The 26254-nt window shown below is 60.2% G+C and carries 26 protein-coding genes and 2 tRNA genes; 11 read left to right on the top strand and 17 right to left on the bottom strand.

Annotated elements, in window-relative coordinates:
- Positions 1 to 94: 94 nt before the first annotated feature.
- Positions 95 to 1237 (bottom strand): copper-containing nitrite reductase, encoded by a 1143-nt coding sequence (nirK, locus tag DM373_RS03405; RefSeq protein ID WP_110992226.1) that lies wholly within the window; start codon positions 1235 to 1237, stop codon positions 95 to 97.
- A 175-nt stretch (positions 1238 to 1412) separates the two neighbouring features.
- On the opposite strand from nirK, the gene DM373_RS28660 reads away from it, so the two are divergent.
- Complete coding sequence (locus DM373_RS28660; protein ID WP_125857131.1) at positions 1413 to 1628, top strand: hypothetical protein; 216 nt, start codon at positions 1413 to 1415, stop codon at positions 1626 to 1628.
- A gap of 71 nt (positions 1629 to 1699) precedes the next feature.
- On the opposite strand, the gene DM373_RS03415 is transcribed toward DM373_RS28660, so the two are convergent.
- Both DM373_RS03415 and DM373_RS03420 read right to left on the bottom strand, forming a co-directional pair.
- Positions 1700 to 1775: transfer RNA gene (locus tag DM373_RS03415), tRNA-Thr, on the bottom strand.
- Between the two features lie 97 nt (positions 1776 to 1872).
- Complete coding sequence (locus tag DM373_RS03420) at positions 1873 to 2121, bottom strand: hypothetical protein (protein WP_110992228.1); 249 nt, start codon at positions 2119 to 2121, stop codon at positions 1873 to 1875.
- A gap of 657 nt (positions 2122 to 2778) precedes the next feature.
- On the opposite strand from DM373_RS03420, the gene DM373_RS03425 reads away from it, so the two are divergent.
- Positions 2779 to 3138, top strand: a complete 360-nt coding sequence (locus tag DM373_RS03425; RefSeq protein WP_110992229.1) for a multidrug/spermidine efflux SMR transporter subunit MdtJ — start codon at positions 2779 to 2781, stop codon at positions 3136 to 3138.
- Complete coding sequence (mdtI, locus tag DM373_RS03430) at positions 3132 to 3449, top strand: multidrug/spermidine efflux SMR transporter subunit MdtI (protein ID WP_110992230.1); 318 nt, start codon at positions 3132 to 3134, stop codon at positions 3447 to 3449. Before DM373_RS03425 ends, mdtI begins: the two co-directional genes overlap by 7 nt.
- 234 nt (positions 3450 to 3683) lie before the next feature.
- Here mdtI and DM373_RS03435 read toward each other — a convergent pair whose 3' ends face one another.
- The 5 genes from DM373_RS03435 to DM373_RS03455 form a co-directional block, all read right to left on the bottom strand.
- Positions 3684 to 4919: a methyltransferase gene (locus DM373_RS03435; RefSeq protein ID WP_110992231.1), complete on the bottom strand. Its 1236-nt coding sequence runs from the start codon at positions 4917 to 4919 to the stop codon at positions 3684 to 3686.
- 57 nt (positions 4920 to 4976) lie between these two features.
- Positions 4977 to 5666, bottom strand: coding sequence for an ABC transporter permease (locus DM373_RS03440; RefSeq protein WP_110992232.1), 690 nt, complete (start codon positions 5664 to 5666; stop codon positions 4977 to 4979).
- Positions 5667 to 6359: an ABC transporter permease gene (locus tag DM373_RS03445; protein ID WP_110992233.1), complete on the bottom strand. Its 693-nt coding sequence runs from the start codon at positions 6357 to 6359 to the stop codon at positions 5667 to 5669.
- A gap of 68 nt (positions 6360 to 6427) precedes the next feature.
- Entirely contained in the window at positions 6428 to 7189 is a 762-nt protein-coding gene (locus DM373_RS03450; RefSeq protein ID WP_110992234.1) for an ABC transporter substrate-binding protein, read from the bottom strand.
- Between the two features lie 11 nt (positions 7190 to 7200).
- Positions 7201 to 7974, bottom strand: coding sequence for an ABC transporter ATP-binding protein (locus DM373_RS03455; RefSeq protein WP_046853793.1), 774 nt, complete (start codon positions 7972 to 7974; stop codon positions 7201 to 7203).
- A gap of 712 nt (positions 7975 to 8686) precedes the next feature.
- On the opposite strand from DM373_RS03455, the gene gabP reads away from it, so the two are divergent.
- The gene (gabP, locus tag DM373_RS03460; protein ID WP_110992235.1) at positions 8687 to 10072 is read left to right on the top strand and encodes a GABA permease; all 1386 of its coding nucleotides are present in this window, start codon (positions 8687 to 8689) and stop codon (positions 10070 to 10072) included.
- Between the two features lie 132 nt (positions 10073 to 10204).
- On the opposite strand, the gene DM373_RS03465 is transcribed toward gabP, so the two are convergent.
- From DM373_RS03465 to DM373_RS03485, 5 genes are all read right to left on the bottom strand, one after another.
- Positions 10205 to 10648, bottom strand: a complete 444-nt coding sequence (locus DM373_RS03465) for a hypothetical protein (protein ID WP_110992236.1) — start codon at positions 10646 to 10648, stop codon at positions 10205 to 10207.
- 107 nt (positions 10649 to 10755) lie between these two features.
- A complete protein-coding gene (ppk2, locus tag DM373_RS03470) occupies positions 10756 to 11769 on the bottom strand; it encodes a polyphosphate kinase 2 (protein ID WP_110992237.1) in 1014 nt (337 codons plus the stop codon).
- 130 nt (positions 11770 to 11899) lie between these two features.
- The gene (locus tag DM373_RS03475) at positions 11900 to 12238 is read right to left on the bottom strand and encodes a DUF3077 domain-containing protein (RefSeq protein WP_110992238.1); all 339 of its coding nucleotides are present in this window, start codon (positions 12236 to 12238) and stop codon (positions 11900 to 11902) included.
- Between the two features lie 373 nt (positions 12239 to 12611).
- Positions 12612 to 15155, bottom strand: coding sequence for a S8 family peptidase (locus DM373_RS03480; RefSeq protein WP_110992239.1), 2544 nt, complete (start codon positions 15153 to 15155; stop codon positions 12612 to 12614).
- A gap of 12 nt (positions 15156 to 15167) precedes the next feature.
- Positions 15168 to 16148: an AAA family ATPase gene (locus DM373_RS03485; RefSeq protein WP_110992240.1), complete on the bottom strand. Its 981-nt coding sequence runs from the start codon at positions 16146 to 16148 to the stop codon at positions 15168 to 15170.
- A gap of 443 nt (positions 16149 to 16591) precedes the next feature.
- Here DM373_RS03485 and DM373_RS03490 point away from each other — a divergent pair, with 443 nt between their 5' ends.
- Entirely contained in the window at positions 16592 to 16897 is a 306-nt protein-coding gene (locus DM373_RS03490; RefSeq protein ID WP_110992241.1) for an addiction module antidote protein, read from the top strand.
- A 137-nt stretch (positions 16898 to 17034) separates the two neighbouring features.
- Here the strand turns inward: DM373_RS03490 and DM373_RS03495 are convergent.
- The 4 genes from DM373_RS03495 to DM373_RS03510 form a co-directional block, all read right to left on the bottom strand.
- Positions 17035 to 17110: transfer RNA gene (locus DM373_RS03495), tRNA-Phe, on the bottom strand.
- A gap of 90 nt (positions 17111 to 17200) precedes the next feature.
- Positions 17201 to 17473, bottom strand: a complete 273-nt coding sequence (locus DM373_RS03500; RefSeq protein WP_110992242.1) for an oxidative damage protection protein — start codon at positions 17471 to 17473, stop codon at positions 17201 to 17203.
- The gene (mutY, locus tag DM373_RS03505; RefSeq protein WP_110992243.1) at positions 17470 to 18537 is read right to left on the bottom strand and encodes an A/G-specific adenine glycosylase; all 1068 of its coding nucleotides are present in this window, start codon (positions 18535 to 18537) and stop codon (positions 17470 to 17472) included. Before mutY ends, DM373_RS03500 begins: the two co-directional genes overlap by 4 nt.
- Positions 18534 to 20783 carry an AsmA family protein gene (locus tag DM373_RS03510; RefSeq protein WP_110992244.1) on the bottom strand — a complete coding sequence of 750 codons (2250 nt, stop codon included), beginning with the start codon at positions 20781 to 20783 and terminating at the stop codon, positions 18534 to 18536. Before DM373_RS03510 ends, mutY begins: the two co-directional genes overlap by 4 nt.
- A gap of 437 nt (positions 20784 to 21220) precedes the next feature.
- On the opposite strand from DM373_RS03510, the gene DM373_RS03515 reads away from it, so the two are divergent.
- The 6 genes from DM373_RS03515 to hisF all read left to right on the top strand — a co-directional run bounded on the left by DM373_RS03515 (position 21221) and on the right by hisF (position 26177).
- Positions 21221 to 22879, top strand: a complete 1659-nt coding sequence (locus tag DM373_RS03515; protein WP_110992245.1) for an OFA family MFS transporter — start codon at positions 21221 to 21223, stop codon at positions 22877 to 22879.
- Positions 22880 to 23138: 259 nt separating this feature from the next.
- On the top strand, positions 23139 to 23732 hold the full coding sequence (gene hisB, locus DM373_RS03520; protein WP_110992314.1) for an imidazoleglycerol-phosphate dehydratase HisB: 594 nt from the start codon (positions 23139 to 23141) through the stop codon (positions 23730 to 23732).
- A complete protein-coding gene (gene hisH / locus DM373_RS03525; protein WP_110992246.1) occupies positions 23733 to 24371 on the top strand; it encodes an imidazole glycerol phosphate synthase subunit HisH in 639 nt (212 codons plus the stop codon).
- Entirely contained in the window at positions 24372 to 24632 is a 261-nt protein-coding gene (locus DM373_RS03530) for a DUF2164 domain-containing protein (protein ID WP_110992247.1), read from the top strand. It begins immediately after the preceding gene.
- Positions 24633 to 24659: 27 nt separating this feature from the next.
- Complete coding sequence (gene hisA, locus DM373_RS03535; RefSeq protein WP_110992248.1) at positions 24660 to 25397, top strand: 1-(5-phosphoribosyl)-5-[(5-phosphoribosylamino)methylideneamino]imidazole-4-carboxamide isomerase; 738 nt, start codon at positions 24660 to 24662, stop codon at positions 25395 to 25397.
- Positions 25398 to 25406: 9 nt separating this feature from the next.
- The gene (gene hisF / locus DM373_RS03540; RefSeq protein ID WP_110992249.1) at positions 25407 to 26177 is read left to right on the top strand and encodes an imidazole glycerol phosphate synthase subunit HisF; all 771 of its coding nucleotides are present in this window, start codon (positions 25407 to 25409) and stop codon (positions 26175 to 26177) included.
- Positions 26178 to 26254 lie beyond the last annotated feature (77 nt).

Below are 26254 nucleotides of genomic sequence, written 5' to 3' on the forward strand. Positions count from 1 at the left end.
CGCAGACCGACATGGCGGCAGTGCGTGAGGCGACGCAATCGTAACAAAAAATCATCTGCGAATGCGAAGCCTTCGCAAATGATGGTGGTCGCCGCTAGCGAATCGGTCCAGGCGCTTCCAGCTGTTTCATCAGGTCGTCGTTCCATTGCCCTTCGACCTTCACGTGCGCAGCGGCACCCAGCATCACGGCCTCGATCAGGTTGTGATTGAGGTAGGTGTACAGGCCGGGCTGGCGGAAGGTGTACAGCGCCGCGCCTGCGGCGCCGCCGGGGATGAACCAGGTTTCCAGGTTGCGCTGCGGCGGGTTGGCGAACTTGCCGGCGGCCCACACGTAGTCGCCATGGCCGCCGATCAGGTGCGGGCGGGTGTCGCGGTTGGCTTGCGAGTGGACGAGCAGCACCGTTTCGCCGAGCGTGGCGGTGAGCGCGTGCTGGCCGGTCAGCGCGCCGACGCTGCCATTGAAGACCACGTGCGTGGGGATAAGCCCCTTCATCACCTGGTACATGTCGGCGAAGCTCGCCGATGGGCTGGCGTAGCGTTTGTACTTGCCGTCCTTGTCGCGCGGGATGTAGTAGTCCTGCTCGCCGATGTACCAGACCTTGTCGTATTGCAGCGGCCGCCCGTCGCCGTCTTTCAGGCCGTCCCGCGGCAGCACCATGATTGCACCGTTCATGCCGCACACCACGTGCCAAGGGATCATCACCCCGCCCGGCGCGCAGTGGTACACGAACACCCCGGCGCGGTCCGCCTTGAAGCGCAGCTTCACCTGCTCGCCAGGCTTCACATGGGTCAGTTCACCACCGCCGAGCGCGCCAGTGGCGGCATGGAAGTCGATGTTGTGCATCATGCTGTTGCTGGCCGGGTTGACCAGGGTGAGCTCCACGTAGTCGCCCTCGTGCACCACCATCAGCGGGCCGGGCACCGAGCCGTTGAAGGTCATGGCATGGATGTAGGCGCCCTCGCTGTCGACCGCAAGTTCTTTCTCCTCGATCTCCATGCGGAACTCGACGATCCGCGGTTTGCCAGGCGCGCGCTGGCTGTGGGCATGTACCTGGGGTGGTGCAACCAGCTCGACCCGGGTGCGTTCCAGCCGGGTCAGGTCGGTGGGTGGATCATTGGTTGCCGGTACCGCCGCCCGCGCCAGGCCGCAGGCCAACGCAGTGCTGCCAACCCCCAGCAATACACCCCCCGCCAGCACCCCGCGCCGCGTCAGGGCTACGCCTTTTTGCTCACTCATGGGACTTCTCCTTAAGTCGACGAAAGCCGTCGGCACAGGAATACCCATTTTGAAAACAGGGTTTATTGAGCCCAAACAAGAAATCGAGCGGCAGGGCAATCTGTCGCAATTGTGGCCGATAGCTACTATGGAGTTACGTGGGCTGCCACGTGCAGCGACTCAGGGAGCACAGGGAGTGAGCCGTTTCGTCAGTTTCGAAGTCAGCAATCACCGTCAGTATGTGATCAGCATCGATCACATCATTGCGCTTTATCCGCTTGCTCAGGAAAGGACGTTTGCCAAGGGAGGGATCGTGCTGATCAACGGGCTGGGGAAGGAGGGCAAGCACGTGGCGCTGGAGCTTAGCGGGCCGGAGATCAGGAAGCTGCATAAGGCGTTGTTGCTGGAGTGACGGGGTGGGGGGGCGACTGGATGATCTCCAGAAACGCAAAAGCCCCGACTTACGTCGAGGCTTTTTGAGTATGGTGCCGGCACCAGGAATCGAACCCGGGACCTACTGATTACAAGTCAGTTGCTCTACCATCTGAGCTATACCGGCACAGGGGCGTCATTATAGCGATGGATTCGTGGCTGTAAACTACTTCTTGCAATCAATGCGTAACACCCTAAGTCACCGAGCGCAAAGGAGAATTTTCCTACCAGCCGCGGTGGATGGTGGTGACGCTTGGTTCGGTCTTGCCGGGATTGAAGAACAGCTTGTCGTTGTCGCAGCCGCGCTTGCGGCAAGGGGTGGCGACGTGCAGCGGCAGGCCGCGGTCGCCGCCGAGCTGCATGCCGGGCATGTTCCAGTCCAGCGGTGTCGGCTTGGCCGGTGGCGTGCTGCTGGCGCAGCCAGTCAGGGCCAGGGCGACGGTCAGCAGGGCGAAGGGCTTGGCGTGTTTCACGATGTTCGAATCCGTTCCAAGGTCAGTCTGTGTTCAAGAGGCGGCTGCAACGCTAGCGGCTCCCTCTCGGGGACCAGTAGCTTGGGTATTGGCAGCTGTGACGCGCGTCCCGTTAATACGATGAGGCCATGCCCCCTACGCGAACAATCACGGTTGTTGGCATCCTTGATCATTTTTCGCACAGCGCCGGCAGATCACCGGGCGGGTGGTTCTGCGCGTCTTGGCTCGTTTGAACAGTGCATGATCACGTGGACAGCCGGCGATGATACACCGAACGAGCCGACGAAGCTTGGCTGTGCTGTGGCTGAGTTGCCGGGCCACGAGGCATGCTGTGTTCCTGTCGCTCCATGGGTGGTTAATATAATTTACGCGCCGTTCTAGGTGTTTTCAGGGGTTTGTTCGGTATACCTGCAATTTGTTCGCGTCTTTATTTGTGTTTTTTCTATCGCTTTGACTTTTGCGATTGCCTAAGCTAATTTGTTGTTCATTATGTTGAACAGTAAAGCTTTCAAGCTCCTCTCCACCTCCCGCCTGGTTTCCCGTGAACGTCACTGGACCGGCGACCTCTAGCGCCACCCTCCCACTACAGCCTCAAACCTTTCTGTCTTGCGCCGACGCCTGTGCGCTCGGCTGCTGTGTCGCCCATGGGAGGGCACCATGCGTTCCTGGATCTACCTGATCGTCGCCATCACCGCCGAGGTGATCGGCACGGCGTCGATGAAACTCGCCGCCACTCATTTCCCCGTGGCTGGGCATGCCGTGATGTACGTCATGATCTGCCTGTCGTATTTCTTTCTGGCCCTGGCGGTCAAGCGTGTGCCGGTCGGTGTGGCCTATGCGCTGTGGGAGGGGATCGGCATCGTCCTGATCACCCTGGTCAGTGTGCTCTGGCTGGGCGAAAGCCTGGGCTGGGCCAAGGCCCTGGGGCTGGCGGTGATGATTGCCGGCATCCTGCTGATCAAGGCAGGTACCCGCAGCAAGCCCGTCGAGGTTGAAGGGGAGGCGCTGCCATGCTGATTCCCTTTGCCTGGCTGGGCCTGGCCATCGTGCTGGAAGTGCTGGCCAACCTGCTGCTCAAGTATTCCGACGGTTTTCGTCGCAAGGGCCTGGGCGTGGCCTCGATCTTCTGCGTGCTGGCGGCCTTCACCGCGTTGGCTCAAGCGGTACAGGACATCGAGTTGTCGCTGGCCTATGCCATCTGGGGCGGCTTCGGCATCCTTGCCACTGTCGCCATGGGTTGGGCGCTGTTCGGTCAGCGTCTGGGCGGCCGTGGCTGGCTGGGGCTGGCGCTGCTTCTGCTCGGTATGGGGCTGTTGAAACTGGCTTGAAATCGCCTGTTTCAGGCGGTTTCAAGCTTGCGGCTGAAATGCTTATGCACAAGCGGCATTTTTTACTTGCGCGAAAGGCATGCCGACTGGCCCTGCCACCGGTCTTTGCGCAAAGCCCTGTTTTTGCTGGTTTTCAGCTGGAAAGCGGAATAAGCAAAGCGGCGCAAATAGCGCTTGGATCCAAGCGTATGTGATTTTCATCACAAGCTTGTACACAGAGTTATCCACAGGTTGTCAGCTGCGCTGCGGCGATCCGTCGCGTTCGGCCAGCAGTAACAGGTTGCGTGGCGTCAGCGGGTATTCGCAGAACAGTCCTACGCGCACGGCATAACCTTGCTCTTGAAGGTACAAGGCTCGGTCGAGCACCAGCCACAGTTCCAATGGGCGGCGGAACAGGTTGCGCACCAGCTCCAGGTTGCGCACCTGAGCCAGCCGTTGCCAGCCTTGCGACTCAAGGGCGGCCCAGTCCGGCGTGCCGCTCAGTTCGACCTGGCGCAGCGCGGCAAGGTCACGGCAGTACTGCTCGAAGGGTTTCTTCAGCCAATCGACCGGCAATGAAGGTGTTGGCAGGTAAGCATCGATACCCCGCTGTTGGCGCTGCAGCAGGTCGAACCCCAGACGCCTGGCCATCGAGCTGTCGCGCTGGCGGCGTACCCGGGCGCTGGAGGTGACGGCTTCACTGAGCGGCAGGCCCAGATCGCCGATCGACAGCTGCAGGGCCGATGCCTGTGCGGCTGTGGATATCGCCTTGTACTGCTCGCCCTGGATGCGGTTGTAGCAGCACGGCGCCACGGCCAGTTGCGGGCAGCCTTGCTGGCTGGCCAGGTGCAGCAGGCGCACATGCAGATCGCCACAGGCATGCAGGGCCACCACGCTTTTGTCGCCACCCAGCTGCTGCATGCTGTCTGCGGCCATTACATCCTGCTGAACATGCTGGGCTGGCAGTCGATGGTGATCGCTCAGTGCCTGGCCGGCGCTGACCAACTCGGCGTCGTACTCCAGGCAGGTCAATTGCTGGCCGGCTTGCAGCAGGCGGCGGCCCAGGTGGCCCTTGCCCGAACACCAGTCCAGCCAGTGCCGGGTGGGCTGGTTGAAGCTCAGGCGGCGGCTGAAGGCCTCGATCTGCTGCCATTTGCGTCCAGGGACGTTGGCGTCAAGGCGGTGGCCGGCCGGGTGCAGGCCAGCGTCGGGCAATTCACCCACGGCAGACAGCTGTCGGGCCAGACTGGCCAGTTGCGGGAAGGGGGCCGGGGCCGGAACCTGTTCCGGGTGTTGCTGGACGGCTTCGGCTTGTTCCAGGGTGCGATTGCGCAGCCATGCGGACAGCTCGGAGTACTCGCTTTCCCAGCCCAGCTGCAGTTCGGTGAACGGCCGTGGGCGCCACAGCGGCTGGTGCTGAAGCAGAAAGTGGTCAAGGGCCTGGAAGCGCTCGAGGAGCTGGCTGCCTTGGAGGGGGAGTGTCGTGTTCATGCAGGCACCGAGGCGCAATTGAAAGGGGCCGCAAAGCGGCCCCGAGCGTGTTGCAGGTTAGCGCCCCTGGCAGGCATCCACGCGCAACCAGCGTTCCAGCAACTTGAAGCCCTGCACCAGCACGAACGAGATCACCAGGTAGAACACCCCGGCAGCAAAGAAGATCTCCACCGGCAGGTAGGTGCGGGCGATGATGGTCCGCGCCATGCCGGTCAGCTCCAGCAGCGTCACGGTGCTGGCCAGGGCGCTGGCCTTGAGCATCAGGATCACTTCGTTGCTGTAGGCCGGCAGGCCGATGCGCGCGGCGCGCGGCAGCATGATGTAGAACAGCGCCTTGCCCCGCGACATGCCCAGTGCCCGGGCGGCTTCGATCTCGCCCTTGGGGATCGCCTGCAGTGCGCCGCGCAGGATCTCGGCGATGTAGGCGGCGGTGTGCAGGGTCATGGTCAGTACCGTACACCAGAACGGGTCGCGCAGGTACGGCCACAGCGCACTAGTACGCACCGCGTCGAACTGGGCCAGGCCGTAGTAGACCAGGAACAGCTGCACCAACAGTGGCGTGCCGCGGAAGAAGAAGATGTAGCCGAAGGGCAGGGCGCGCATGTACCAGTGCCGCGAGGAGCGGGCAATGCCCAGCGGGATGGCCAGGATCAGCCCGGCGATGACCGCGATGGCCACCAGCTCCAGGGTCAGGGTCGCGCCCTGGGCCAGGCGCGGTAGCCACTTGATGATGACTTCCCAGTTCATTTATTCGGCCCTCATGAAGCCGCGAGCGGCGCGCTTTTCCAGGAAGTGCATGCCGGTCATGGCAATGACGGTCAGGCCCAGGTAGATGCAGGCGGCAACGGCGTAGAACGTGAATGCCTTATCGGTCACGGTTACACCAATCTGCGCGTGGCGCATGATTTCTTCCAACCCGATCACCGAGACCAGCGCGGTGTCCTTCATCAGGATCATGAATAGGTTGCCCAGGCCAGGAAGGGCGATGCGCCACATCTGCGGCAGGATGATCCGCGACAAGATTCGAGCCTTCGACAGGCCCAGGGCCATGCCGGCTTCACGATGCCCCTTGGGTATGGCCAGGATGGCACCGCGGAACACCTCCGTTGCATAGGCGCCGAAGCACAGGCCGAGCGCGATCACGCCCGCAGCAAATGCGCTGAGTTCCAGGCCTGGAATGCCCAGGGCATCGCCGATACGGTTCATCATGGTGACCGTACCGAGATAGATGAGCAGCACCCAAAGCAGCTCGGGTACGCCGCGCACCAATGTGGAATACGTGCCGCCAAGCCATTGCAGCGGTTTGACTTGCGAGGTCTTGGCCAGTGCGCCGAGCAGGCCCAGGGCCAGCCCCAGCAGCAGGGCGCAGAGCGCCAGTTTTACGGTCATTACAGTGCCGGCGATCAGGGCCGGACCGAATCCGTGCAGGTCGATTATCATGGGTAGGTTTGTTCAAGGGACAGGCACCGCATCAGCGGTGCCTGTCGGGGCGAATCAAGAGGTGCGAATCAGTAGATGCTGAACGGGAAATACTTGTCGTTGATCTTTTTGTAGGTGCCGTCGGCAATGATTTCCTTCAGTGCGGCATTGAGCTTGTTGCGCAGCGCGTCGTCACCTTTGCGCACGGCGATGCCGACCTTGTCATCCTCGTTGACCGGCTCACCCTTGAACTCGTAGTTCTTGCCGGCTTCGGATTTCAGCCAATCGTAGTTGGCGTACTTGTCGGCGAGGATGGCGTCGAGGCGGCCAGAGGTCAGGTCGAGGTAGGCGTTTTGCTGGCCATCGTAGAGGTTGACCTTGAACTCATTGTCCATGCCGCCGTTTTCGTCCAGCCAGGTTGCGGCCTGGGTTGCGCGCTGGGTGCCGATGGTTTTGCCCTTGAGCGAAGCGCGGTCGGTCTTGAAGTCGACGTTCTTCGGCGCGATGAACTGCTGCTTGTTCGAGTAGTAGTAGTCGGTGAAATCCACCGCCTGCTTGCGCTCGTCGGTGATCGACAGCGACGACACCAGGAAGTCGAACTTCTTGGCGTTCAGGGCCGGGATGATGCCGTCCCAGTCGGAGGTCACGACCGTGCATTCAACCTTCATCTTGGCGCACAGGGCGTCGCCGATGTCCTTGTCGAAGCCGACGACCTGGCCGCTGGCGTCCTTGTTGTTGAACGGTGGGTAGGCAGCCTCGATACCCATGCGCAGTTTTTCTGCGGCCATGGCGTTGGCCGACATCACCAGGGTGGCAGCAGCGGCCAGGAGGAACTTCTTGTAAGTCTGCATGTATTGCTCCGTTAGCGGTGGCTGGACATGAATTGCTTGCAACGCGCCGAGGTCGGGTTTTCGAAGACCTGCTGCGGCGATCCCTGCTCTTCGACCAGGCCCTGGTGCAGGAAGACCACTTCACTGGACACCTGGCGGGCAAAGTTCATCTCGTGCGTCACCAGCAGCATGGTACGGCCTTCTTCGGCCAGGGCGCGGATGACGTTAAGCACTTCCTGGACCATTTCCGGATCGAGCGCCGAAGTCGGCTCGTCGAACAGGATGACCTTGGGCTTCATGGCCAGGGTGCGGGCAATGGCGGCACGCTGTTGCTGGCCACCGGAAAGCTGGGCGGGGTAGCTGTGGCGCTTGTCGAAGATGCCGACCTTGTTCAGCAGCGCCTCGGCGTGCTCGATGGCTTCGGCCTTGCTTTGGCCGAGTACGCGGCGCGGCGCCTCGATGATGTTGTCGAGGATCGACATGTGCGGCCACAGGTTGAAGTTCTGGAAGACAAAGCCGATCTCGCTGCGCAGGCGATTGATCTGGCGGTTGTCGGCGGCGATCAGGTCGCCGTTTTTCTGCGCCTTGAGCTTGAGGGCTTCGCCGGCGACCAGGATTTCGCCTTGGTGCGGGTTCTCGAGCAGGTTGATGCAGCGCAGCAGGGTGGACTTGCCGGAGCCGGATGAGCCGAGGATGGAGATCACGTCACCGTCGCGCGCGGTCAGCGAAATGCCCTTGAGAATTTCCTGCTCGCCGTAGCGTTTGTGCAGGTTACGGATTTCCAGCGCGGGCGTGGCCTGGGCCATGTGCGGTCCTCATGTGTTCGGGTGCGTTCCCAGCTGTTGGCGGCCTTCCTGGCGAGCGCCACGCTAGCATAGCGGCGCAACAGCGGCCAACCGGGTCGCAAGGGGCTTCGGTCATTGGTGGGGCAGTTTGTCGCATCGTTGCAGTGGACTGTCGCGAGGATGTCCGCAATGGCGTTTTGCCCAGCACCGGAGCCTTGATGAAAAAAGGCGCGATGGTGCCAGTTTTGGCCGGAGCATGGAAGCGGTTTAGACCATTTACGCAGAAACAGGTAGCACCTCGTGGGAGCGGGCTTGCCCCGCGATGGCTTCGGCAGGACTGAAGGTGTTGAAGCGACAATCGCTATCGCGGGGCAAGCCCGCTCCCACGCAGATCGAATCATGGCTGAAACAATGGTTGTACCTCTTGGTTGCACTTCAATGCCTTGCCCTGGTGCGCGGGTGTTACCGAGGAGCACCTTTGGTGCGTTTGTAAGTGGGTATTTCAGTAATCCGGACTTGGCATGGAGATTTGGCGGGCTTTCGGTCAAAGCCTGGCAGAAAGGCCGCAAAGCCAGAGAATTTGCGGGCGTCAGCCATTCCGGATAAATGGCATTTAAAAATGGCGCGCTTATTGCCAGTGGGAAAAGACCGAATGCGGCGACGCCTAAATCACCCCTTGGTGCGCTTCGTATTCCCTTCATTCGGGTGGTCCACTCCTTACAAAGGTAGTTTTATGAGCGGTAACAATTCCAATGACCTCGCTCAGGGGCTCAAACAACGGCATGTGACCATGCTGTCCATCGCAGGCGTGATCGGCGCCGGCTTGTTCGTCGGCTCCGGCCATGCCATCGCCGCCGCCGGCCCTGCCGTGCTGCTGGCTTACGCCGCTGCCGGCACCCTGGTTGTACTGGTGATGCGCATGCTCGGTGAAATGGCGGTCGCCTCGCCCGACACCGGTTCTTTCTCGACCTACGCCGACCGCGCCATCGGGCGCTGGGCCGGTTTCACCATCGGCTGGCTGTACTGGTGGTTCTGGGTGCTGGTGATCCCGCTGGAGGCCAACGCCGCCGCCGCCATCCTGCATGCCTGGTTCCCGGCCGTGGACCTGTGGGCGTTCTCGCTGATCATCACCCTGGTGCTGACCGTTACCAACCTGTTCAGCGTGAAGAACTACGGTGAGTTCGAGTTCTGGTTCGCCCTGCTCAAAGTACTGGCGATCATCGGCTTCATCGTCGTCGGTTGCGCTGCCATGTTCGGCATGGTCCCGAGCAGCCAGATCAGCGGCGTCAGCCACTTGTTCGATACCCAAGGCTTCATGCCCAATGGCCTGGGCGCCGTGCTGGCCGCCATGCTGACCACCATGTTCTCCTTCATGGGGACCGAGATCGTCACCATCGCCGCCGCCGAGTCGAAAGACCCGGGCAAGCAGATCAGCCGGGCCACCAACTCGGTGATCTGGCGTATCTGCCTGTTCTACCTGGTATCGATCTTCCTGGTCGTGGCCATGGTGCCGTGGAACGATCCGACCCTGGCCGAGAAAGGCTCCTACCAGACCGTCCTCAGCTTGATCGGCGTACCGAATGCCAAGCTGATCGTCGACATCGTCGTGCTGATCGCCGTGACCAGCTGCCTGAACTCGGCGCTGTACACCTCCTCGCGCATGCTCTTCTCCCTGAGCAAGCGTGGCGATGCCCCGGCAGTCGCCCAGCGCACCACCAAGGCGGGCACCCCGCACTGGGCCGTGCTGCTGTCCACCGCTGCGGCCTTCCTGTGCGTGTTCGCCAACTTCCTGGCCCCGGCCGCGGTATTCGAGTTCCTGCTGGCCAGCTCTGGCGCCATCGCCCTGCTGGTGTACCTGGTGATCGCCGTGTCGCAACTGCGCATGCGTGCCCAGCGTGAAGCCAGCGGCGAGAAGATCTCGTTCAAGATGTGGATGTTCCCGGGCCTGACCTGGGCGACCATCGCCTTCATCGTCGCCATTCTGGTGGTGATGGGGCTGCGTGAGGACCACCGCGTCGAGATCATCGCTACCGCGCTGCTGAGCATCGCCGTTGTGGCCGCAGGCTTGCTGGTGCACCGCAAGCGCGGCGCTGCCGGGCGCGTGGCACTGGATAGCTGATTCGCTGCCTGTGAAATGAAAAGGCCGCGTCCTGTGAAGGGCGCGGCCTTTTTGTTTGTCTGTTCCTGCCTCTTCGCGGATAAACCCGCTCCCACAGTGTTGAGCGTTACCCGCGAAGGCGGCGGTGCTGGCTCAGCCGAATTGCTTCTGCTGTTGCTGCCCCTTGGCCACCACCTCGGAAGCCGTGACATAGGCCGCCTGGAACTCATCGCTCTCAAGCCAGGCCATGGTCGCGTCCTCGTCGGTGCCGTCGAGCCATTTGCGGTAGGCGGTGAACACCATGACGATGTAGTCGGTGGCGTGTTCTTCCTTGTGGCCCTTGAGCACCAGTGCCAGCAATGGGTCCACCAGGAACACCGAGATCATCGGCACCAGGCCGTTTTCCTGGGCTTCCTTCATCTTCTCGAACAGGCTGTTGTAGCTGCCCGACTCCATGGCCTTGTTGAATACCTGCTCGACGCTGGCGCTGTCGCCGGCGCTGGCCTTGACCGCCTGGCCGCTGCGCACCATGCGGTTCTGCTTGGCCTTGGTGGCGGCGCGCTTGGCGCGTTTCTGTTGCTTGGTGTTGGTGGCCATGAAGCGATCCTTGGAGGTATCTGGTAAAGGCGCGTATTGAAGCGCAGTTGCCCTGAAAACCCAAGGGTGGGGCGCCGCGTGGGAGCGGGCTGGCCCCGCGATGGCCGTTACAGAGGGCTCGGGGCTGGCACCTCATCCTCCTCGAACCCCCGCGAAGCGCGCCCCACCAGCAGCGGATCCGGCGCATGCGCCACGCTGTGGTCTTTGCCCGGATAGTCCAGCGAATGCAGGAAATGCCGGATGCAGTTGATCCGCGCGCGCTTCTTGTCGTCGGACTTGATCACCGTCCACGGCGCATCGGCAGTATCGGTGTGGAAGAACATGGCTTCCTTGGCGGCGGTGTAATCCTCCCACTTGTCCAGCGACTTGATGTCGATGGGCGACAGCTTCCAGTGCTTGAGTGGGTCGTCGCGCCGCGAGATGAAGCGGCGCAATTGCTCCTCGCGGTTCACCGAAAACCAGAACTTGAACAGCAGGATGCCGCTGTTGCACAGCATCCGCTCCAGGTCCGGCGCCTGGCGCATGAACTCCAGGTATTGCAGCGGCGAGCAGAAGTCCATCACCCGCTCGACCCCGGCGCGGTTGTACCAGGAGCGGTCGAAGAACACCATTTCACCGGCGGTGGGCAGGTGCTGGATGTAGCGCTGGAAGTACCACTGGCCTTTCTCCTGTTCGGAGGGCTTCTCCAGCGCGACGATGCGAGCACCACGCGGATTCAGGTGCTCCATGAAGCGCTTGATGGTGCCGCCCTTGCCCGCTGCGTCACGGCCCTCGAAGAGGATGACGATGCGCTGGCCGGTTTCCTTCACCCAGTTCTGTACCTTCAGTAGCTCGATCTGCAGCGCGTGCTTGGCCTTGTCGTAGTCCTGGCGGCGCATGCGCGTGCGGTACGGGTAGCTGGCCGGCAGGTGCGCCGAGGTACTGTCTTCGTTGCTGCCTTTGCGCGCGTTGGCCACTACCAGGGCGGCGGGTTGCTGGCTGACCTGGGTGATGGTCTCTGGCGCGGCGATGCTGGGGGCTGGCTTGCGCTGACGTGGGCGGCGGGTGCGGGTGACGGGCTTGGTGCCGCTGCCGGTGTCGGCAGGCGACGGCAGGAGGAGGGTGGCGGATTCTTCGCTCATGGAGGTCCTTGCGGGGTCGGTCGAGTGTCCACCCTTCATGCTATGTGCAAGCAGATGGCTGCTTCTTGATATCGATCAACTGGATATGAGCGACGCCCCCTGAGCCTAGTGGGCAGAGGGGGCGCAAGCCTTACTCGGCAGGTAGTTTTGGTTCAGGGTCGCGTTTTTCCAACGTGCGCGCGATTGCGCCGGCGACTGCTTTTGCCGCGTCGAGTGTGTACTTAGCCAGCCAAGCGTCGCGGGCGGTGAACTCCCGTTCGTTCATGGCTGTGGCATAGATCGGTTCGTCCAAAGCATCAAGCAGTTCGCAAAGAGATCGGGCTGCATCCGAAATGGGTATGCCTGGTGTCACCATGAACAAGTGGCGGTCATGGGATGCGTCGCCGGTGGGGCAAAAGCGATGGCCTTTGGCAATCGTCAGATTGGTGTCAGAGGTGCCAGGGGGAGATGGATGAGAAGCGATAGGCATGGATGAACTCCTTGTACTAAGTAGCCGTCACCCGCTGCCGCCAAGCAGTATGGGTGGCGGATTGCACAGGATTGGCGGACCGGCGTACAAGGGAACCGGCGCACCCGAAGGTGCTCCTGCGCAACCCGCCATAGCACAGGAATGCCGGGCGCAAAAAAAGCGCCGACAACCGTGATGGTGGCGCTGCTGCGCCTTGTACTGTTCAGGCCGCCAAGCCTGGTCGCTGTATAACAGCGACCGTTTAAAGATACATCCCCATACGCGCGTAAGCAAGAAATCTATGAGTCAAGTAACTACTTTTATGATGGTTGTGATTTCTTTAAATGTATTAATCTGCTGATTGACCTGTCTTGAGAGTTTGGGCTGTCCAGATCTAAACTTGGATATCTGTTGAAGTTATGATCTTTATTGGGGTATAAATGTCTACAGGTACTTCGGATATCTCGTCTGGCGTTTCTATGGTGACAATGAGGCTGTACCTAGCACTTTTTTTCCAACTATCACCAGAGGTTTTGTATTTCCACCAGCCTCCTACTGGGTATACTGCGATATAGCGCATGTTAGATAGCTGAGATGCGTCGCCTACCCAAAAGTCTGTGTGCAATGACCCTCTTTTTCTAAGATTTGGTCCAAAGTTCCAACCGGAGTTATCTCCCTCTGGGCCGTCATAGTCCTCACTATCTTCGTTGACCAAGCCATTCACAAAACGTTTAAAGTTTTGTAGGCTTTGCTCTGGTCTAATAACTTCGAATCTGAGCCCGTGGGACTGATAGCTATATCTGCTTCGGTACCCCTTCCTACCCGGATTGGGCTCGATGAAGTAAGATAGTGTCACTCTTAGTTTTACGGTTGTACCTTGTAAGCTTTGAAGTGTCTCAATTGGCCAAGGCAGGTCGTAGAGGGTCATTTCATTAAGTTTTGCATCAGACGACGGCGTGCTCTTGCTCTGCTCTTTAATGAACGGTTTTATTTCTTCTTGTGATATTAGTGTTAACAGATTGCTTGCGCTGTGTTGCGCTTTGCGTAAGTTGACAACTCCATGCCCTACGGTTCGTAGCATGACCTCTTTCGCAACGCTAAGAGAGTGCGAGCTTTGGAGGGTTTGATACCTGTTCATCATTTGCTGAGACCATTCGGCAGAGTGAACAAGTAGTCCGCGAATAGTTTCTGGCCAGAAATTTGGATACTCGGCAATTAGAATAGCTGCATCTCTTGAGACAAGACCGCTTGCGGCACTTGTGTCTTTTGTAGTTTCGAGAACGAGCCCAGATGATCGCCCGGAGGTAGTAAGTATAGAAACGCAGTCCGCATCGGACAGGCTAGTTCCACATGGAGAAATTAGCCGATTTCCACCCTCTGCAACAATTTCTGGTTTGTAGGGGGCCTGTTTTCTCCAGTTCCAATTTAAAGATGAGCGAGAAGAAGGCGAAATATCCCCAGGGTGAGCGAATGGCGCCCAGCCTTTGAAAGTAGGATCGTCGACAGTTGTTAAGAAAGTACAAGCACCGACCGTTAATGCGTTCCATGACTGGGCAGGGTCTTCAATTTCCGAAAGATTAACTTGGTCCCAGTAATCTGTATGCGGACTGATGGAGGCGTTGTTTCCTGCGGAAATTACAAAGAGACGTTGTTTTTCATCTTGGTATCCGGAAGAAAAATAGTCTATCTCTGCGGACCATGATGACGGGATGCCACTAGGTCCAGAGGGTGTAGCTGTGACAGCTAATGAATAAACCCTATTCCAGCTGGGCCTCACGATCTCAATCTTGTTAGCGGTGTCTACTGTCACGGCCCCATAGAGCTTGGGGTCATTGCTTCCAGTTTCAGGCAGAATTCTTCCCGACTCGATGTGGTAGTTTATTTCAACTGATGTGTTAAGGAATAGAAGTTCTTGCAGTTCAGCGCCATAAAGGGCTAAGCCGGCTTGCCTTGATCCATGATCGTTGTAGGACTGTCCTGGCAAATAGTTATCAAAATGATTCCAGCTCGCGTCCCAGCACTCAGACTTTTCACGGCTACAGGCTAGAGATAAAAGTGGGTTATTATAATTTACGCCTGTGTCTAAAATGCATACTGATGCCGTGGACCCTGGCTTGAACGTTGTCCTTGAGCGCAGATTGCTCGAAAGCTCGGTCTGGTCGCGAGCAGACAAAGTAATGGATAAGTTAGGGGAGGCCTGGGCAAGCCTAAGCTCTGCTAGATTTCCAATCAGTTCAGGTGCGGATTGAAGGGTTGAAGCGGAGCATTTCAGCAAGAAAACGGCAGAATTGAAAAAAGTCAGGAATGATTGAGTGGTTTGGGCACCTATGCGCTCTGCTAAGCGATTTGCTAAATCAAGCGGAGACCCCATGTTTGGCCCCCAGCTTAACCAAACCTCCCACCAAATTATGGTTTCATCGTTTGATGGGTATTTAGAAGATACATCGGTCCAAAATGAGCGTAGGCTGGCGAGTTTTATTGTCTCGATGCTATCTATTAATTTTCTGTTCTTTGGGGCGGATGTCTGATGTTTTTTACTATGTACATCTTTGTCCGGATTCAGATACGCTTCAATTTTGTTTGAAAATTCTGAGCGCTTGCTGTCAGGAACAAAAATTACAGCTATCTCTCGATTTTCTGCTAGGTGCAAACTTTTTAGTTTGTATCCCTTGGAACTGTCCAGGCTGTCCAGTTGGAGCGAGCAGTCTGGAAAGCTTATTATTTCTAAGTATATACCACTCTCAGTTGTTAAGGGCTTTGAATTCTCTTTGCGTGAGGCTCCAATTGCAATAGCGTTGTTGTAGCTCGAAAGCATCTGGCTTCCATGGGAAGCCCTGTCTTGAAATGGTATTTCGGGATTCCTACCAATAGACTTTGATTTGAATTTTTCTTTTCTATTGAATCCCGTTAAAACTATGTGTGGCAATCCTTCGCGCATCTATGTGTACCGTTAAGTGTGTAAGTGTTTATATGCCAGTGCGTCTACTAAAAGCTGGTCAGTTAAGGTTGATTCATTGTGCAGTACTGCTTCTTTTGCGGCGTCGTCACATGCCCTAGCGATTTCTGCTGAACTCAACCCTTCTGCCTTGTTGATAACAGCAGGCCATTTCACATCTTTTAGATCAAATTGGCATAGTTTGTTAACGATGATTTTTTTTATACTGCTCTTATCTGGTTTTTCGAAAGGTATTATATCGTCAAATCTTCTATATAGAGCTTTGTCTAATAATTCGGGGTGGTTCGTTGCTGCAATGATTATACTCTCAGACGTATCTTGCTCGATGAGAAGCAGAAGAGAGTTTAGTACCCTTCTGATTTCTCCAACATCATTTTGTGAGCCGCGCTGAGTCCCAATGGCATCAAATTCGTCAAAAAGATAAATGGCCCTTGTTTGCTTGATATGGTCAAAGACAAGTCGGAGCTTTGAAGCTGTTTCTCCCATATAGCGGGTAATGAGGGAGTCGAGAACAATCGTGTAAAGCGGTAGTTTGAGTTCCGACGCTAGAACAGAAGATGTGAGAGTTTTTCCTGTTCCAGGTGGACCTGTGAACAAAATTTTCCGTCTAGGTGATAGGCCGTACTGGCCGAGTTTATCTTTCTGTCGTTGTTCGATAATGATTCGATTGATTCTAGTGTTTGTCTCGGCTGAAAGTATAAGTTCAGACAGCCTCGAGGTTGGGTGAGACAGTTGCAGCAGGCCGTTTAGCTCTTGGGGTGGGCGATTTAATGGTGTTGCTTTAACTGTTGACGCAACCTCCGCTGGCCTAGCTGCCTGGGCTTTGTCAATCAAAACTTTTATTTCACCGGCTAATTTGGTATGGCCGATCCTAGCCTCTTTGGCCGCAACCTGCAGCGCAATTGAATAAAAGCGATGTTCGTCCCGATCAATATGACTTCTGAGCAGCGCTTTAATTTGTTCGGCAGTGGCCATGGTTATTCCTGCAAAATCTCTAGTTGACCTGAAGCGAAACTCTAGCGATTCACTAGGTAACGCTATCCCCTGTCTTGTAGGACCCACATAATCCATAAAGGTCCATTAAACGTAATACTATCTGTCGAAGGCTTTTCGCCATCATTCTGGCCGGATTATGACACCTCTGGTTAGAGAGTGGTATGGTCGCTAGATCGGCGGCAGTCAAGAAGTGTAACGCTAGCTTAGGTAGATCGATGCCATTTTGGCATCATTTTTCAGCTTTTCCCGGCTTGTGCTTTTGTTTTCCTGCACCTTAATGACTGGGGTTGCATGTTTGGGGCGACGGTCGCCGAGCATGTTGCGACTTAGTCGATCGTGACTACATTCTCAATCGTTTCGCTGGCGAGTAGCGGGGATGATAGATCAAGGACAAATTGGCATACGGGTAATCGGAGGCCGCCATGACCAATACCAAACTGACCAAGTGGGACGCCGCAGATCACCTCAAGACTGAGGAGGGCATGGCCCTGTATCTTCAGGCCTGCCTTGAGGAAAACGATCCGGCTTTGCTTGCTGCTGCATTGGGTGATATTGCGCGTGCGCGCGGCATGGCCCAATTGGCGCGCGATACCGGCCTGACTCGGGAAGGGCTCTATAAAGCGTTATCGGCGGATGGGAACCCAAGCCTTGCGACCATCATGAAGGTCATAACGGCACTTGGGATCAGGCTGCATGCCGAGGTCGTGCAGCCTCGGGCAGCAGGGTAGCTGCTTAGGTATCGTCAAGGCGGCCCCGGGACGGTGGCTGCCCATTTTCGAGTACAAATCCCAGACAACAAAAAACCCGCACTAGGCGGGTTTCTTGTGTCGCTTCGGGTAACTTTGCAACCACCAGAAGCTGAAGGTGGTGCCCAGAGACGGAGTCGAACCGCCGACACGAGGATTTTCAATCCTCTGCTCTACCGACTGAGCTATCTGGGCGACGAGGTGAATTAAATAGATTTCCAGACCGCTCGTCAACGACTTTTTTTGAAAAATTTAAATTAATTCCGTCGCTTACGATTTCTGGGGTCATTCCGACGGCGGAACGTAGCCTTCAGCCTTGGCGTAGTCCTCGCCGGCGAAGAACTTGTCCATCTCGGCCTGGATGAACTTGCGGTCCTCGGCGTTCATCATGTTCAGGCGCTTCTCGTTGATCAGCAGGGTCTGGTGCTTCTGCCAGTCGGCCCAGGCCTTCTGCGAGACGTGCTCGAAGATGTCCTGGCCCTTGGGGCCGGGGTAGGGCGCGCGCTCCAGGCCTGGCAACTCTTCTTTGTATTTGCGGCACATCACGGTGCGGGTCATGGGTTCTCTCCTGCAATCAGTTCGTCGGCCGCGCGTTGCAGCAGCTTCTTGACCGGGGCGGCGAGGCCCAGGCGCGGCGGGGTGGCGAGGTTATACCAGAGCCAGTCGGGCTCGGCCACGTGCGCGCCGAGGGGGGCGACACGCACCAGCCACGGCTCGATGGCCAGCTGGAAATGGCTGAAGGTGTGGGTCAGGCCTTGCAAGGCCTGGCTGCCGGCCAGGCGCAGGCCGTGCTGGTAGGCGAGGTCGTCTAGCTGCTCGAGGCTGTCCAGCTCCGGCAGGCTCCACAGGCCACCCCACAGCCCGGTGGAGGGCCGACGGTAAAGCAGGATCGCGCCTTCGTGGTTGGCCAGCAGCGGCATCAGGGTCTTGCGCTGCGGCAAGGCTTTGCGCGGCTTGGGCTCCGGGTAGCGGGTCTCTTCACCGTGCAGATGGGCTTCGCAACCGCGCTGCAGCGGGCAGATCAGGCAACTGGGCTTGCTGCGGGTGCACAGCGTCGCGCCCATGTCCATCATCGCCTGGGTGAAGTGGTTGACCCGCGTCATCGGCGTGAAGCGCTCGGCGGTGGCCCACAGCTGGTTGGCCACTTTCGGCTCGCCCGGGTAACCGGCCTGGGCGGTGAAGCGGGCCAGCACGCGCTTGACGTTGCCGTCGAGGATCGGCGCGCGGATGCCCATGCTGATGCTGGCGATGGCCCCGGCGGTGGAGCGGCCGATGCCGGGCAGTTCGGTGAGCTGCTCGACACTGCGCGGGAACTCGCCGCCATGTTGTGCGACGACGATCTTCGCGGCCTTTTGCAGGTTGCGTGCGCGGGTGTAGTAACCCAGGCCCGTCCACAGGTGCAGCACTTCGTCTTCAGGCGCTTCAGCCAGCGCCTGCACGGTCGGCAGCGCCTGCATGAAACGATCGAAGTAGTTGAGCACGGTGCTGACCTGGGTCTGCTGCAGCATGATTTCCGAGACCCACACCCGGTATGGGGTAATGCCCTGTTGCCAGGGCAGGTCGTGACGACCGTGCTGGTCGTACCATTCCAGCACGGCGCTGGAAAACTGCTGGGGGGTCATCGCTTGAACAGCCCCTTGAGCGCATCTTTGAGTTCCGGGCTCACTTTGTCTCCGAGTTTTTCTTCGAGCTTTTCATCGATCTTGTCTTTCAGGCGGTTGCCGGCCAGCTTGGCGGCAACCTTGCCCAGGCCGTCCTGGTCCAGGCGGCAGGCCTTGGCACCCAGCTCCAGCGGGCCACGGCAGCGCAGCGGCACTTCGATACCGGCAAAGCGCTCGTTGACCTGGCAGGCCGGGTCGGGCATGGCGCGCTGGTCGCCTTCGACCACCACGCCGACGTTGTAGTCCATGCCCAGCACGCGCAGGTCGAGGTCGCCATGGCCATTGACGGTCAGGCCGGGAATGCGCGCCTTGAGGTCCGGGTTGCTGGCCACGCCATTGCGGATCACCAGGCTGCCGCGCAGCTCTTCGAACGGCGTGTCCTTGCCGCGCGGCTCGCTGCCGAGCTGTTTGCGGTTGAGGGTAGCGATGGCCTGGCACAGTTGCTGTTCGAGGTTGGCGTTGACCAGCACGCCATCGTTGATGGTGAAGCTGGCGTTGCCATTGAGGGTGTCGACCAGCGCTTTCTGACTGTTGCCGGTGGCGGTGAGGTCGCTGGCGAGGGTCAGCAGGCCCTTGACCGGCGGCGCCTGGTCGGGGCTTTCGCGCTTGATGAAATGCTCCACCGGCACGCGGTTGATCTTGGTGTCCACCCCCAGTTGCGGCACGGCGGGGCGCACGTCGACTGTGCCCTTGGCTTCGAAGCTGCCGTTGTACAGGCCGCCGCGCAGGGTCTCGAGGGTGATCAGGCCACCCTGGCCGTTGGCCTTGAGCCGGGCGTCGCTGATGGGCAGCTTGTCCAGGGTCAGGGCGCCGAACGCCAGGTCGGCCTGCAGGTCGAGGGCGCGCAGGCGGTCCACCGGCAGCAGCTTGTCGTTGCTCCAGGCCACTTGCGTGGGGGCGTTGGGCAACGGGGTGGTGCCGGCACCGGCAGTGGCGCTGGCCTCCTGCTGTTTCACTTCGGCCTGGCGCGCCGCGGTGGTGCCCTTGGCCTCCTCGCTCTTGGCGGGCAGATAACGGTCGGCGTCGAAGGTGTCCGCCTTGAGGTTCACCCGCAGGGCCTGCTTGGCGAAATCTTCGACGGCCACGCGGCCGGTGAAGGTGCTGTCGTCCAGCTTCACCGCCAGGTCTTCCAGGGCCAGGCTGTTCGGTGTGCCTTGCAGGCGGGCAACCAGCTCCAGCTTGTTGAAGGCGGCCGCATCGGCGGTGGCCGGCAGCGGGTGGCCGATGCCGTCGAGGAAGGTGCGCAGGTTGAACTGGGCGATGGACAGCCCGCCGCTCACCTGCGGCGCCTTGTCCAGGTCGCGCACGTTCAGCTCGCCCAGGGCGCGCAGCTGGTTGGCCGAGACTTTCAGGCTGCTCCACGAGGCGACATTGGCGGCCAGGTCGACCAGCACCTGGCCTTGCGCGACGAAGGTCATGGTCTTGCCGGCCAGCGGCTCGCTCGAGGTTTCGCCGGACAGGCGCATGTCTTCCAGGTTGTAGCGCTTGAGCTTGCGATCGAAGCGCAGTTCGCCGGTCAGCTCGGTGCGCGCCTTGATGTTCGGCTGGCTGGCGCTGAGGAAGGCGCTGGCCTTGAGCGGGATGTTCACGCCTTCATGCACGGGGCCTGTGCTCAGCTGGATGCTTTCGGCACCGTAGCTTTGGCCGGCCTTCTCGTCGGTGAACTGCACCCGGGCGTTGTTGACGGTCAGGCTGTCGATGTCGAGCTTGACCGAACGCTCGCTGGCTTCGGGCTTGGCCGGCTCGCTGGCCGGCGCTTCGCCTGGCGCGGTGGCCGGGGCGCTGGCAATGGCCGGGTCAGGCAGCGGCTTGCCGATGTCTTCCCAGTTGCCGTGGCCATTGGCATCGCGGGTGAGGGTGAGGTTCAGGCCCTCGACCCGCACGTCGCTCATCTGCACTTCACGGCGCAGCAGCGGCAGCACGCGCACGGACAAACCGAGCATCTGCAGGTCGGCGAACGGCACCTTGGGGTTGTTCAGCGTGGCGATGCTCGCCTCGTGCAGCTCCAGGCCCAGCCAGGGGAACAGGCTCCAGCCGATGTCGCCGTTGAGCGTCAGCTCGACATGGGCCTTGTCGCGGGCCAGCTGGCGGATTTCGTCTTTGTAGTCGTTGGGATCGAAGAGGTGCGTCAGGGCGAAGCCCAGCGCCACGATGATCAGCAACAACCCGAGAAGCGACAGCCCCAGGATTTTGCCGAACGCTTTCATGGGCGAGTCCTTGTAGTCCGATTGTGAAATTCAGCGGCGAGTATAGCGCTGTGGCACTTGGCTCTGCGTATCCGACATTTCGACAGTGGGAATGACGACAGTTCATTCAAGACCTGCTCGGCCCCCATCGCGGGGCAAGCCCGCTCCCACGAAAGCAACGCAATCCAGCGTGGGAGCGGGCTTGCCCCGCGATGAGGCCAGACCAGGCGACATAACTTCACCTAAACATGCGAATTACCGTTTCAGCTGGCAAAAAAATCGCGATATCAGATTGCTTTCATGCCACTGGCTGCTGGTAATCTTGCGCCGCTTTCGCCGCATCCGCGACCCATTGTCGCGGGGCAATGCCGCAAATGGCCGGCGTCATCCCGGGGGAGGCGCCACAGCAGAGCCGTGCCGGCAGCCCGCAAGCAGCCCACCTACAAAAGGAACGATCCATGAGCAGCAGTATCACGACGGAGATGCCGGTAAGCGTGCCCGGTTTCCTGTCGAAGGAGCGCATCATTGCCCGCCCGGGCTTCAACCGCTGGCTGGTACCGCCGGCGGCCCTGGCCATCCACCTGTGCATCGGCATGGCCTACGGTTTTTCGGTGTTCTGGTTGCCTTTGTCCCAGGCCCTGGGCGTCAGCGCGCCGGTGGCGTGCGCGGCGGACATGGGCTTCGTCGCCCGCCTGTTCAGCGCCGAGTGCGACTGGCCGATCTCCATGCTCAGCTGGATCTACACCCTGTTCTTCGTCTTCCTCGGTTGCTCGGCCGCAGTGCTCGGCGGCTGGCTGGAACACGCAGGCCCGCGCAAGGCCGGCCTGGTGTCGGCACTGTGCTGGTGCGGTGGCCTGCTGATCTCGGCGATCGGCGTGAAGACCCATCAGCTGTGGCTGATGTGGCTCGGTTCGGGGGTAATCGGTGGTATCGGCCTGGGCCTGGGCTACATCTCGCCGGTGTCGACCCTGATCAAGTGGTTCCCGGACAAGCGCGGCATGGCCACCGGCATGGCGATCATGGGCTTTGGTGGCGGTGCCATGGTGGGTGCGCCGCTGGCGACCGCTTTGATGGGCCACTTCGGCAGTGCGACTGAAGTCGGCGTGTGGCAGAGCTTCGTTGCCATGGCCGCGATCTACTTCGTGTTCATGACCGCCGGCGCCCTGGCCTACCGCGTGCCGCCCACCGGCTGGAAGCCAGAGGGCTGGACCCCACCGGCGAAGAAGGCCAACGCCATGGTCACCGACCGCCACGTGCACGTGAGCGTGGCCTGGAAGACCCCACAGTTCGCCCTGGTGTGGCTGGTGCTGTGCCTGAACGTTTCGGCCGGTATCGGCATTCTCGGCATGGCCTCGCCACTGCTGCAGGAAGTGTTCGCCGGCAAGCTGCTGGGCAACGAGCTGACTTTCAGCGAGTTGAACGCCACGCAACTGGCGCAAATCGCCGCCATCGCCGCCGGCTTCACCGGCCTGCTCAGCCTGTTCAACATCGGCGGGCGCTTCTTCTGGGCGTCGTTCTCCGACTACATTGGCCGCAAGAACACCTACTTCGCCTTCTTCGCCCTGGGCGTGGGCCTCTACAGCCTGGTGCCGAACATGGGGCACATCGGTAACGTGGCGCTGTTCGTGGCGGCGTTCTGCATCATCCTGTCGATGTACGGTGGCGGCTTCGCCACGGTGCCGGCCTACCTGGCCGACCTGTTCGGCACGCAGATGGTCGGTGCCATCCACGGTCGCCTGCTGACCGCCTGGGCCGCCGCTGGCGTGCTTGGCCCGGTGCTGATCACCTACCTGCGCGAAGCGCAGCTGGCGGCGGGTGTGGAGCGGGCCGCGGCCTACGACATGACCCTGTACATCCTCGCCGGGCTGTTGGTGCTGGGCTTTGTCTGCAACATGCTGGTACGCCCGGTGGCCGACAAGTACTTCATGACCGAGGCCGAGCTGGCCGCGGAGCGTGCCCTGAGCCATGACAAGGGTGCCGACAGCGCGCGTTCGCTGGAGTGGCATGCCGCGCCGGGCAGCCTGCCGCTGGTGCTGCTGGCCTGGGCCGTGGTGGTGATTCCGCTGGCCTGGGGGGTGTGGATTACCCTGCAGAAAACCGCAGTGCTGTTCCATTGATGTAGCTGCCTTGGAGCGCTTTGCGCCCCTTTCGCGGCACAAGGCCGCTCCTACAACCGTCGGGTTAGTGCGGTCCCTGTAGGAGCGGCCTTGTGCCGCGATGGGCTGCAAAGCAGCCCCCGTCCGCTCTTGTATAGACCTGTAAGCCTGTCATCCCCCCGCAATTGCTAGCCCTGCCATATGTCATCCGCGTTTCAAGCTGGCGCGTTCTGGGCCTATAATGTTGCCCTTTTCGCCCAATGATTTTGCGGAGCTGGTGATGGTCGAACGTAAGGCTTCCGTCGAGCGCAATACCCTGGAAACCCAGGTCAAGTGCTCGATCAACCTCGATGGCACTGGTAAGGCCCGATTCGATATCGGCGTGCCTTTCCTTGAACACATGCTCGACCAGATCGCCCGGCATGGGCTGATCGATCTGGACATCGAATGCAAGGGCGACCTGCATATCGATGACCATCACACCGTCGAAGACGTCGGCATCACCCTCGGCCAGGCGTTTGCCCAGGCCATCGGTGACAAGAAAGGCATCTTCCGCTACGGCCACGCCTACGTGCCGCTCGACGAAGCGCTGTCGCGCGTGGTCATCGACTTCTCTGGCCGCCCGGGCCTGCAGATGCATGTCCCCTACACCCGCGCCAGCGTCGGTGGCTTCGACGTCGACCTGTTCCAGGAATTCTTCCAGGGCTTCGTCAACCACGCCCTGGTGACCCTGCACATCGACAACCTGCGTGGCCACAACACCCACCACCAGATCGAGACCGTGTTCAAGGCCTTCGGCCGCGCGCTGCGCATGGCCGTGGAGCAGGACGAGCGCATGGCCGGGCAGATGCCATCGACCAAAGGGTGCCTGTAAATGCAGACCGTAGCCGTAATCGACTATGGCATGGGCAACCTGCACTCGGTGGCCAAGGCCCTCGAGCACGTGGGTGCCGGCAAGGTGCTGGTCACCAGCGACGCCGCCGTCATTCGTGAAGCCGACCGCGTGGTGTTCCCCGGCGTTGGCGCGATCCGCGACTGCATGGCCGAAATCCGCCGCCTGGGCTTCGACAGCCTGGTCCGCGAAGTCAGCCAGGATCGCCCGTTCCTCGGCATCTGCGTGGGCATGCAAGCCCTGCTCGAGCACAGCGAAGAGAACGATGGCGTCGACTGCATCGGCCTGTTCCCCGGCCAGGTGCGCTTCTTCGGCAAAGACCTCAAAGAAGACGGCGAGCACCTGAAAGTGCCGCACATGGGTTGGAACGAAGTCGGCCAGACCATCGACCACCCCCTGTGGCATGACATTCCCGACCGCGCGCGCTTCTACTTCGTGCACAGCTACTACATCAATGCCGGCAAGCCGGGCCAGGTCGTCGGCCGCGGCCACTACGGCGTCGATTTCGCCGCCGCGCTGGCCGAGGGTTCGCGCTTCGCCGTGCAGTTCCACCCGGAGAAGAGCCATACCCATGGCCTGCAACTGCTGCAGAACTTCGTCGCCTGGGATGGGCGCTGGTAAATGAGCAGGTCGCGGACCAAGGCACCGATCCTCACGCTGGCCCCCGAGCAGGAGCGCGAGGCGCTCGACAAGCTCAAGCGCTTCCTCGAAGACCGTTTCGAGCTGGAGCTGGGGTCGTTCGAGGTGGCCGAGGTCCTCGAGCTGTTTTCCAGAGAAGTTGCTCCGTATTACTACAACAGGGCGATTGCCGATGTTCAGCTGCACCTCAAGGAGCGGTTCGAGAGCATCGAAAGCGACCTGTGGGCGCTCGAGAAGCCCTGAACTCAACGAACAAGACAGGTTTCCAAGATGCTGATTATCCCCGCTATCGATCTGAAGGACGGCGCTTGCGTGCGTCTGCGCCAAGGCCGCATGGAAGACTCCACGGTATTCTCCGACGACCCGGTGAGCATGGCCGCCAAATGGGTCGAAGGTGGCTGCCGCCGCCTGCACCTGGTCGACCTCAACGGCGCCTTCGAAGGCCAGCCGGTCAACGGTGAAGTGGTCACCGCCATTGCCAAGCGTTACCCGAACCTGCCGATCCAGATCGGCGGCGGCATCCGCTCGCTGGAAACCATCGAGCACTACGTCAAGGCCGGCGTCAGCCACGTGATCATCGGCACCAAGGCGGTCAAGCAACCCGAGTTCGTCGCCGAAGCGTGCAAGGCCTTCCCAGGCAAGATCATCGTTGGCCTGGACGCCAAGGACGGCTTCGTCGCCACCGACGGCTGGGCCGAAGTGAGCACCGTGCAGGTCATCGACCTGGCCAAGCGTTTCGAGGCCGATGGCGTCTCGTCGATCGTCTACACCGACATCGCCAAGGACGGCATGATGCAGGGCTGCAACGTGCCCTTCACCAAGGCCCTGGCCGAAGCCACCTCGATCCCGGTGATCGCCTCGGGCGGCATCCACAACCTGGGTGACATCAAGGCCCTGCTGGACGCAAAAGCGCCGGGCATCATCGGCGCCATCACCGGCCGTGCCATCTACGAAGGCACCCTCGACGTCGCCGAGGCCCAGGCCTTCTGCGACAACTACCAAGGCTGAGGAACGACCATGGCACTGGCCAAGCGCATCATCCCTTGCCTGGACGTGGACAACGGCCGGGTGGTCAAGGGCGTCAAGTTCGAGAACATCCGCGATGCCGGTGACCCGGTGGAAATCGCCCGTCGCTACGACGAGCAGGGTGCCGACGAGATCACCTTCCTCGACATCACCGCCAGCGTCGATGGCCGTGACACCACCCTGCATACCGTCGAGCGCATGGCCAGCCAGGTGTTCATCCCGCTGACCGTGGGCGGTGGCGTGCGCACCGTGCAGGACATCCGCAACCTGCTCAACGCCGGTGCCGACAAGGTCTCGATCAACACCGCCGCGGTGTTCAACCCGGAATTCGTGGGTGAGGCGGCCGACCGTTTCGGTTCGCAGTGCATCGTCGTCGCCATCGACGCCAAGAAGGTCTCCGGCCCGGGCGAAACGCCGCACTGGGAGATCTTCACCCACGGCGGGCGCAAGCCTACCGGGCTGGATGCGGTGGAGTGGGCGAAGAAGATGGAAGGCCTGGGTGCCGGTGAGATCCTGCTGACCAGCATGGACCAGGACGGCATGAAGAACGGCTTCGACCTGGGCGTGACCCGCGCCATCAGCGATGCGCTGGGGATCCCGGTGATCGCCTCCGGTGGTGTGGGCAACCTGCAGCACCTGGCCGACGGGATTCTGGAAGGGCATGCCAGCGCGGTGCTGGCGGCGAGCATCTTCCACTTCGGCGAGTACACGGTGCCGGAGGCGAAAGCGTACATGGCTTCGCGCGGGATCGTCGTGCGCTGAAACATTGATTGGGGCTGCTTTGCAGCCCTTCGCGGGTAAACCCGCTCCCACACAACGCTATGCCCTGTGGGAGCGGG

The organism is Pseudomonas sichuanensis (assembly GCF_003231305.1).
GTDB classification, from domain to species: domain Bacteria; phylum Pseudomonadota; class Gammaproteobacteria; order Pseudomonadales; family Pseudomonadaceae; genus Aquipseudomonas; species Aquipseudomonas sichuanensis.

What these genes read in the sequence shown, in the direction of transcription:
- nirK (WP_110992226.1), bottom strand. Translation starts at nt 1,237, where the DNA reads ATGAGTGAGCAAAAAGGCGTAGCCCTGACGCGGCGCGGGGTGCTGGCG.
- DM373_RS03425 (WP_110992229.1), top strand. Translation starts at nt 2,779, where the DNA reads ATGCGTTCCTGGATCTACCTGATCGTCGCCATCACCGCCGAGGTGATC.
- mdtI (WP_110992230.1), top strand. Translation starts at nt 3,132, where the DNA reads ATGCTGATTCCCTTTGCCTGGCTGGGCCTGGCCATCGTGCTGGAAGTG.
- DM373_RS03435 (WP_110992231.1), bottom strand. Translation starts at nt 4,919, where the DNA reads ATGAACACGACACTCCCCCTCCAAGGCAGCCAGCTCCTCGAGCGCTTC.
- DM373_RS03440 (WP_110992232.1), bottom strand. Translation starts at nt 5,666, where the DNA reads ATGAACTGGGAAGTCATCATCAAGTGGCTACCGCGCCTGGCCCAGGGC.
- DM373_RS03445 (WP_110992233.1), bottom strand. Translation starts at nt 6,359, where the DNA reads ATGATAATCGACCTGCACGGATTCGGTCCGGCCCTGATCGCCGGCACT.
- DM373_RS03450 (WP_110992234.1), bottom strand. Translation starts at nt 7,189, where the DNA reads ATGCAGACTTACAAGAAGTTCCTCCTGGCCGCTGCTGCCACCCTGGTG.
- DM373_RS03455 (WP_046853793.1), bottom strand. Translation starts at nt 7,974, where the DNA reads ATGGCCCAGGCCACGCCCGCGCTGGAAATCCGTAACCTGCACAAACGC.
- gabP (WP_110992235.1), top strand. Translation starts at nt 8,687, where the DNA reads ATGAGCGGTAACAATTCCAATGACCTCGCTCAGGGGCTCAAACAACGG.
- DM373_RS03465 (WP_110992236.1), bottom strand. Translation starts at nt 10,648, where the DNA reads ATGGCCACCAACACCAAGCAACAGAAACGCGCCAAGCGCGCCGCCACC.
- ppk2 (WP_110992237.1), bottom strand. Translation starts at nt 11,769, where the DNA reads ATGAGCGAAGAATCCGCCACCCTCCTCCTGCCGTCGCCTGCCGACACC.
- DM373_RS03475 (WP_110992238.1), bottom strand. Translation starts at nt 12,238, where the DNA reads ATGCCTATCGCTTCTCATCCATCTCCCCCTGGCACCTCTGACACCAAT.
- DM373_RS03480 (WP_110992239.1), bottom strand. Translation starts at nt 15,155, where the DNA reads ATGCGCGAAGGATTGCCACACATAGTTTTAACGGGATTCAATAGAAAA.
- DM373_RS03485 (WP_110992240.1), bottom strand. Translation starts at nt 16,148, where the DNA reads ATGGCCACTGCCGAACAAATTAAAGCGCTGCTCAGAAGTCATATTGAT.
- DM373_RS03490 (WP_110992241.1), top strand. Translation starts at nt 16,592, where the DNA reads ATGACCAATACCAAACTGACCAAGTGGGACGCCGCAGATCACCTCAAG.
- DM373_RS03500 (WP_110992242.1), bottom strand. Translation starts at nt 17,473, where the DNA reads ATGACCCGCACCGTGATGTGCCGCAAATACAAAGAAGAGTTGCCAGGC.
- mutY (WP_110992243.1), bottom strand. Translation starts at nt 18,537, where the DNA reads ATGACCCCCCAGCAGTTTTCCAGCGCCGTGCTGGAATGGTACGACCAG.
- DM373_RS03510 (WP_110992244.1), bottom strand. Translation starts at nt 20,783, where the DNA reads ATGAAAGCGTTCGGCAAAATCCTGGGGCTGTCGCTTCTCGGGTTGTTG.
- DM373_RS03515 (WP_110992245.1), top strand. Translation starts at nt 21,221, where the DNA reads ATGAGCAGCAGTATCACGACGGAGATGCCGGTAAGCGTGCCCGGTTTC.
- hisB (WP_110992314.1), top strand. Translation starts at nt 23,139, where the DNA reads ATGGTCGAACGTAAGGCTTCCGTCGAGCGCAATACCCTGGAAACCCAG.
- hisH (WP_110992246.1), top strand. Translation starts at nt 23,733, where the DNA reads ATGCAGACCGTAGCCGTAATCGACTATGGCATGGGCAACCTGCACTCG.
- DM373_RS03530 (WP_110992247.1), top strand. Translation starts at nt 24,372, where the DNA reads ATGAGCAGGTCGCGGACCAAGGCACCGATCCTCACGCTGGCCCCCGAG.
- hisA (WP_110992248.1), top strand. Translation starts at nt 24,660, where the DNA reads ATGCTGATTATCCCCGCTATCGATCTGAAGGACGGCGCTTGCGTGCGT.
- hisF (WP_110992249.1), top strand. Translation starts at nt 25,407, where the DNA reads ATGGCACTGGCCAAGCGCATCATCCCTTGCCTGGACGTGGACAACGGC.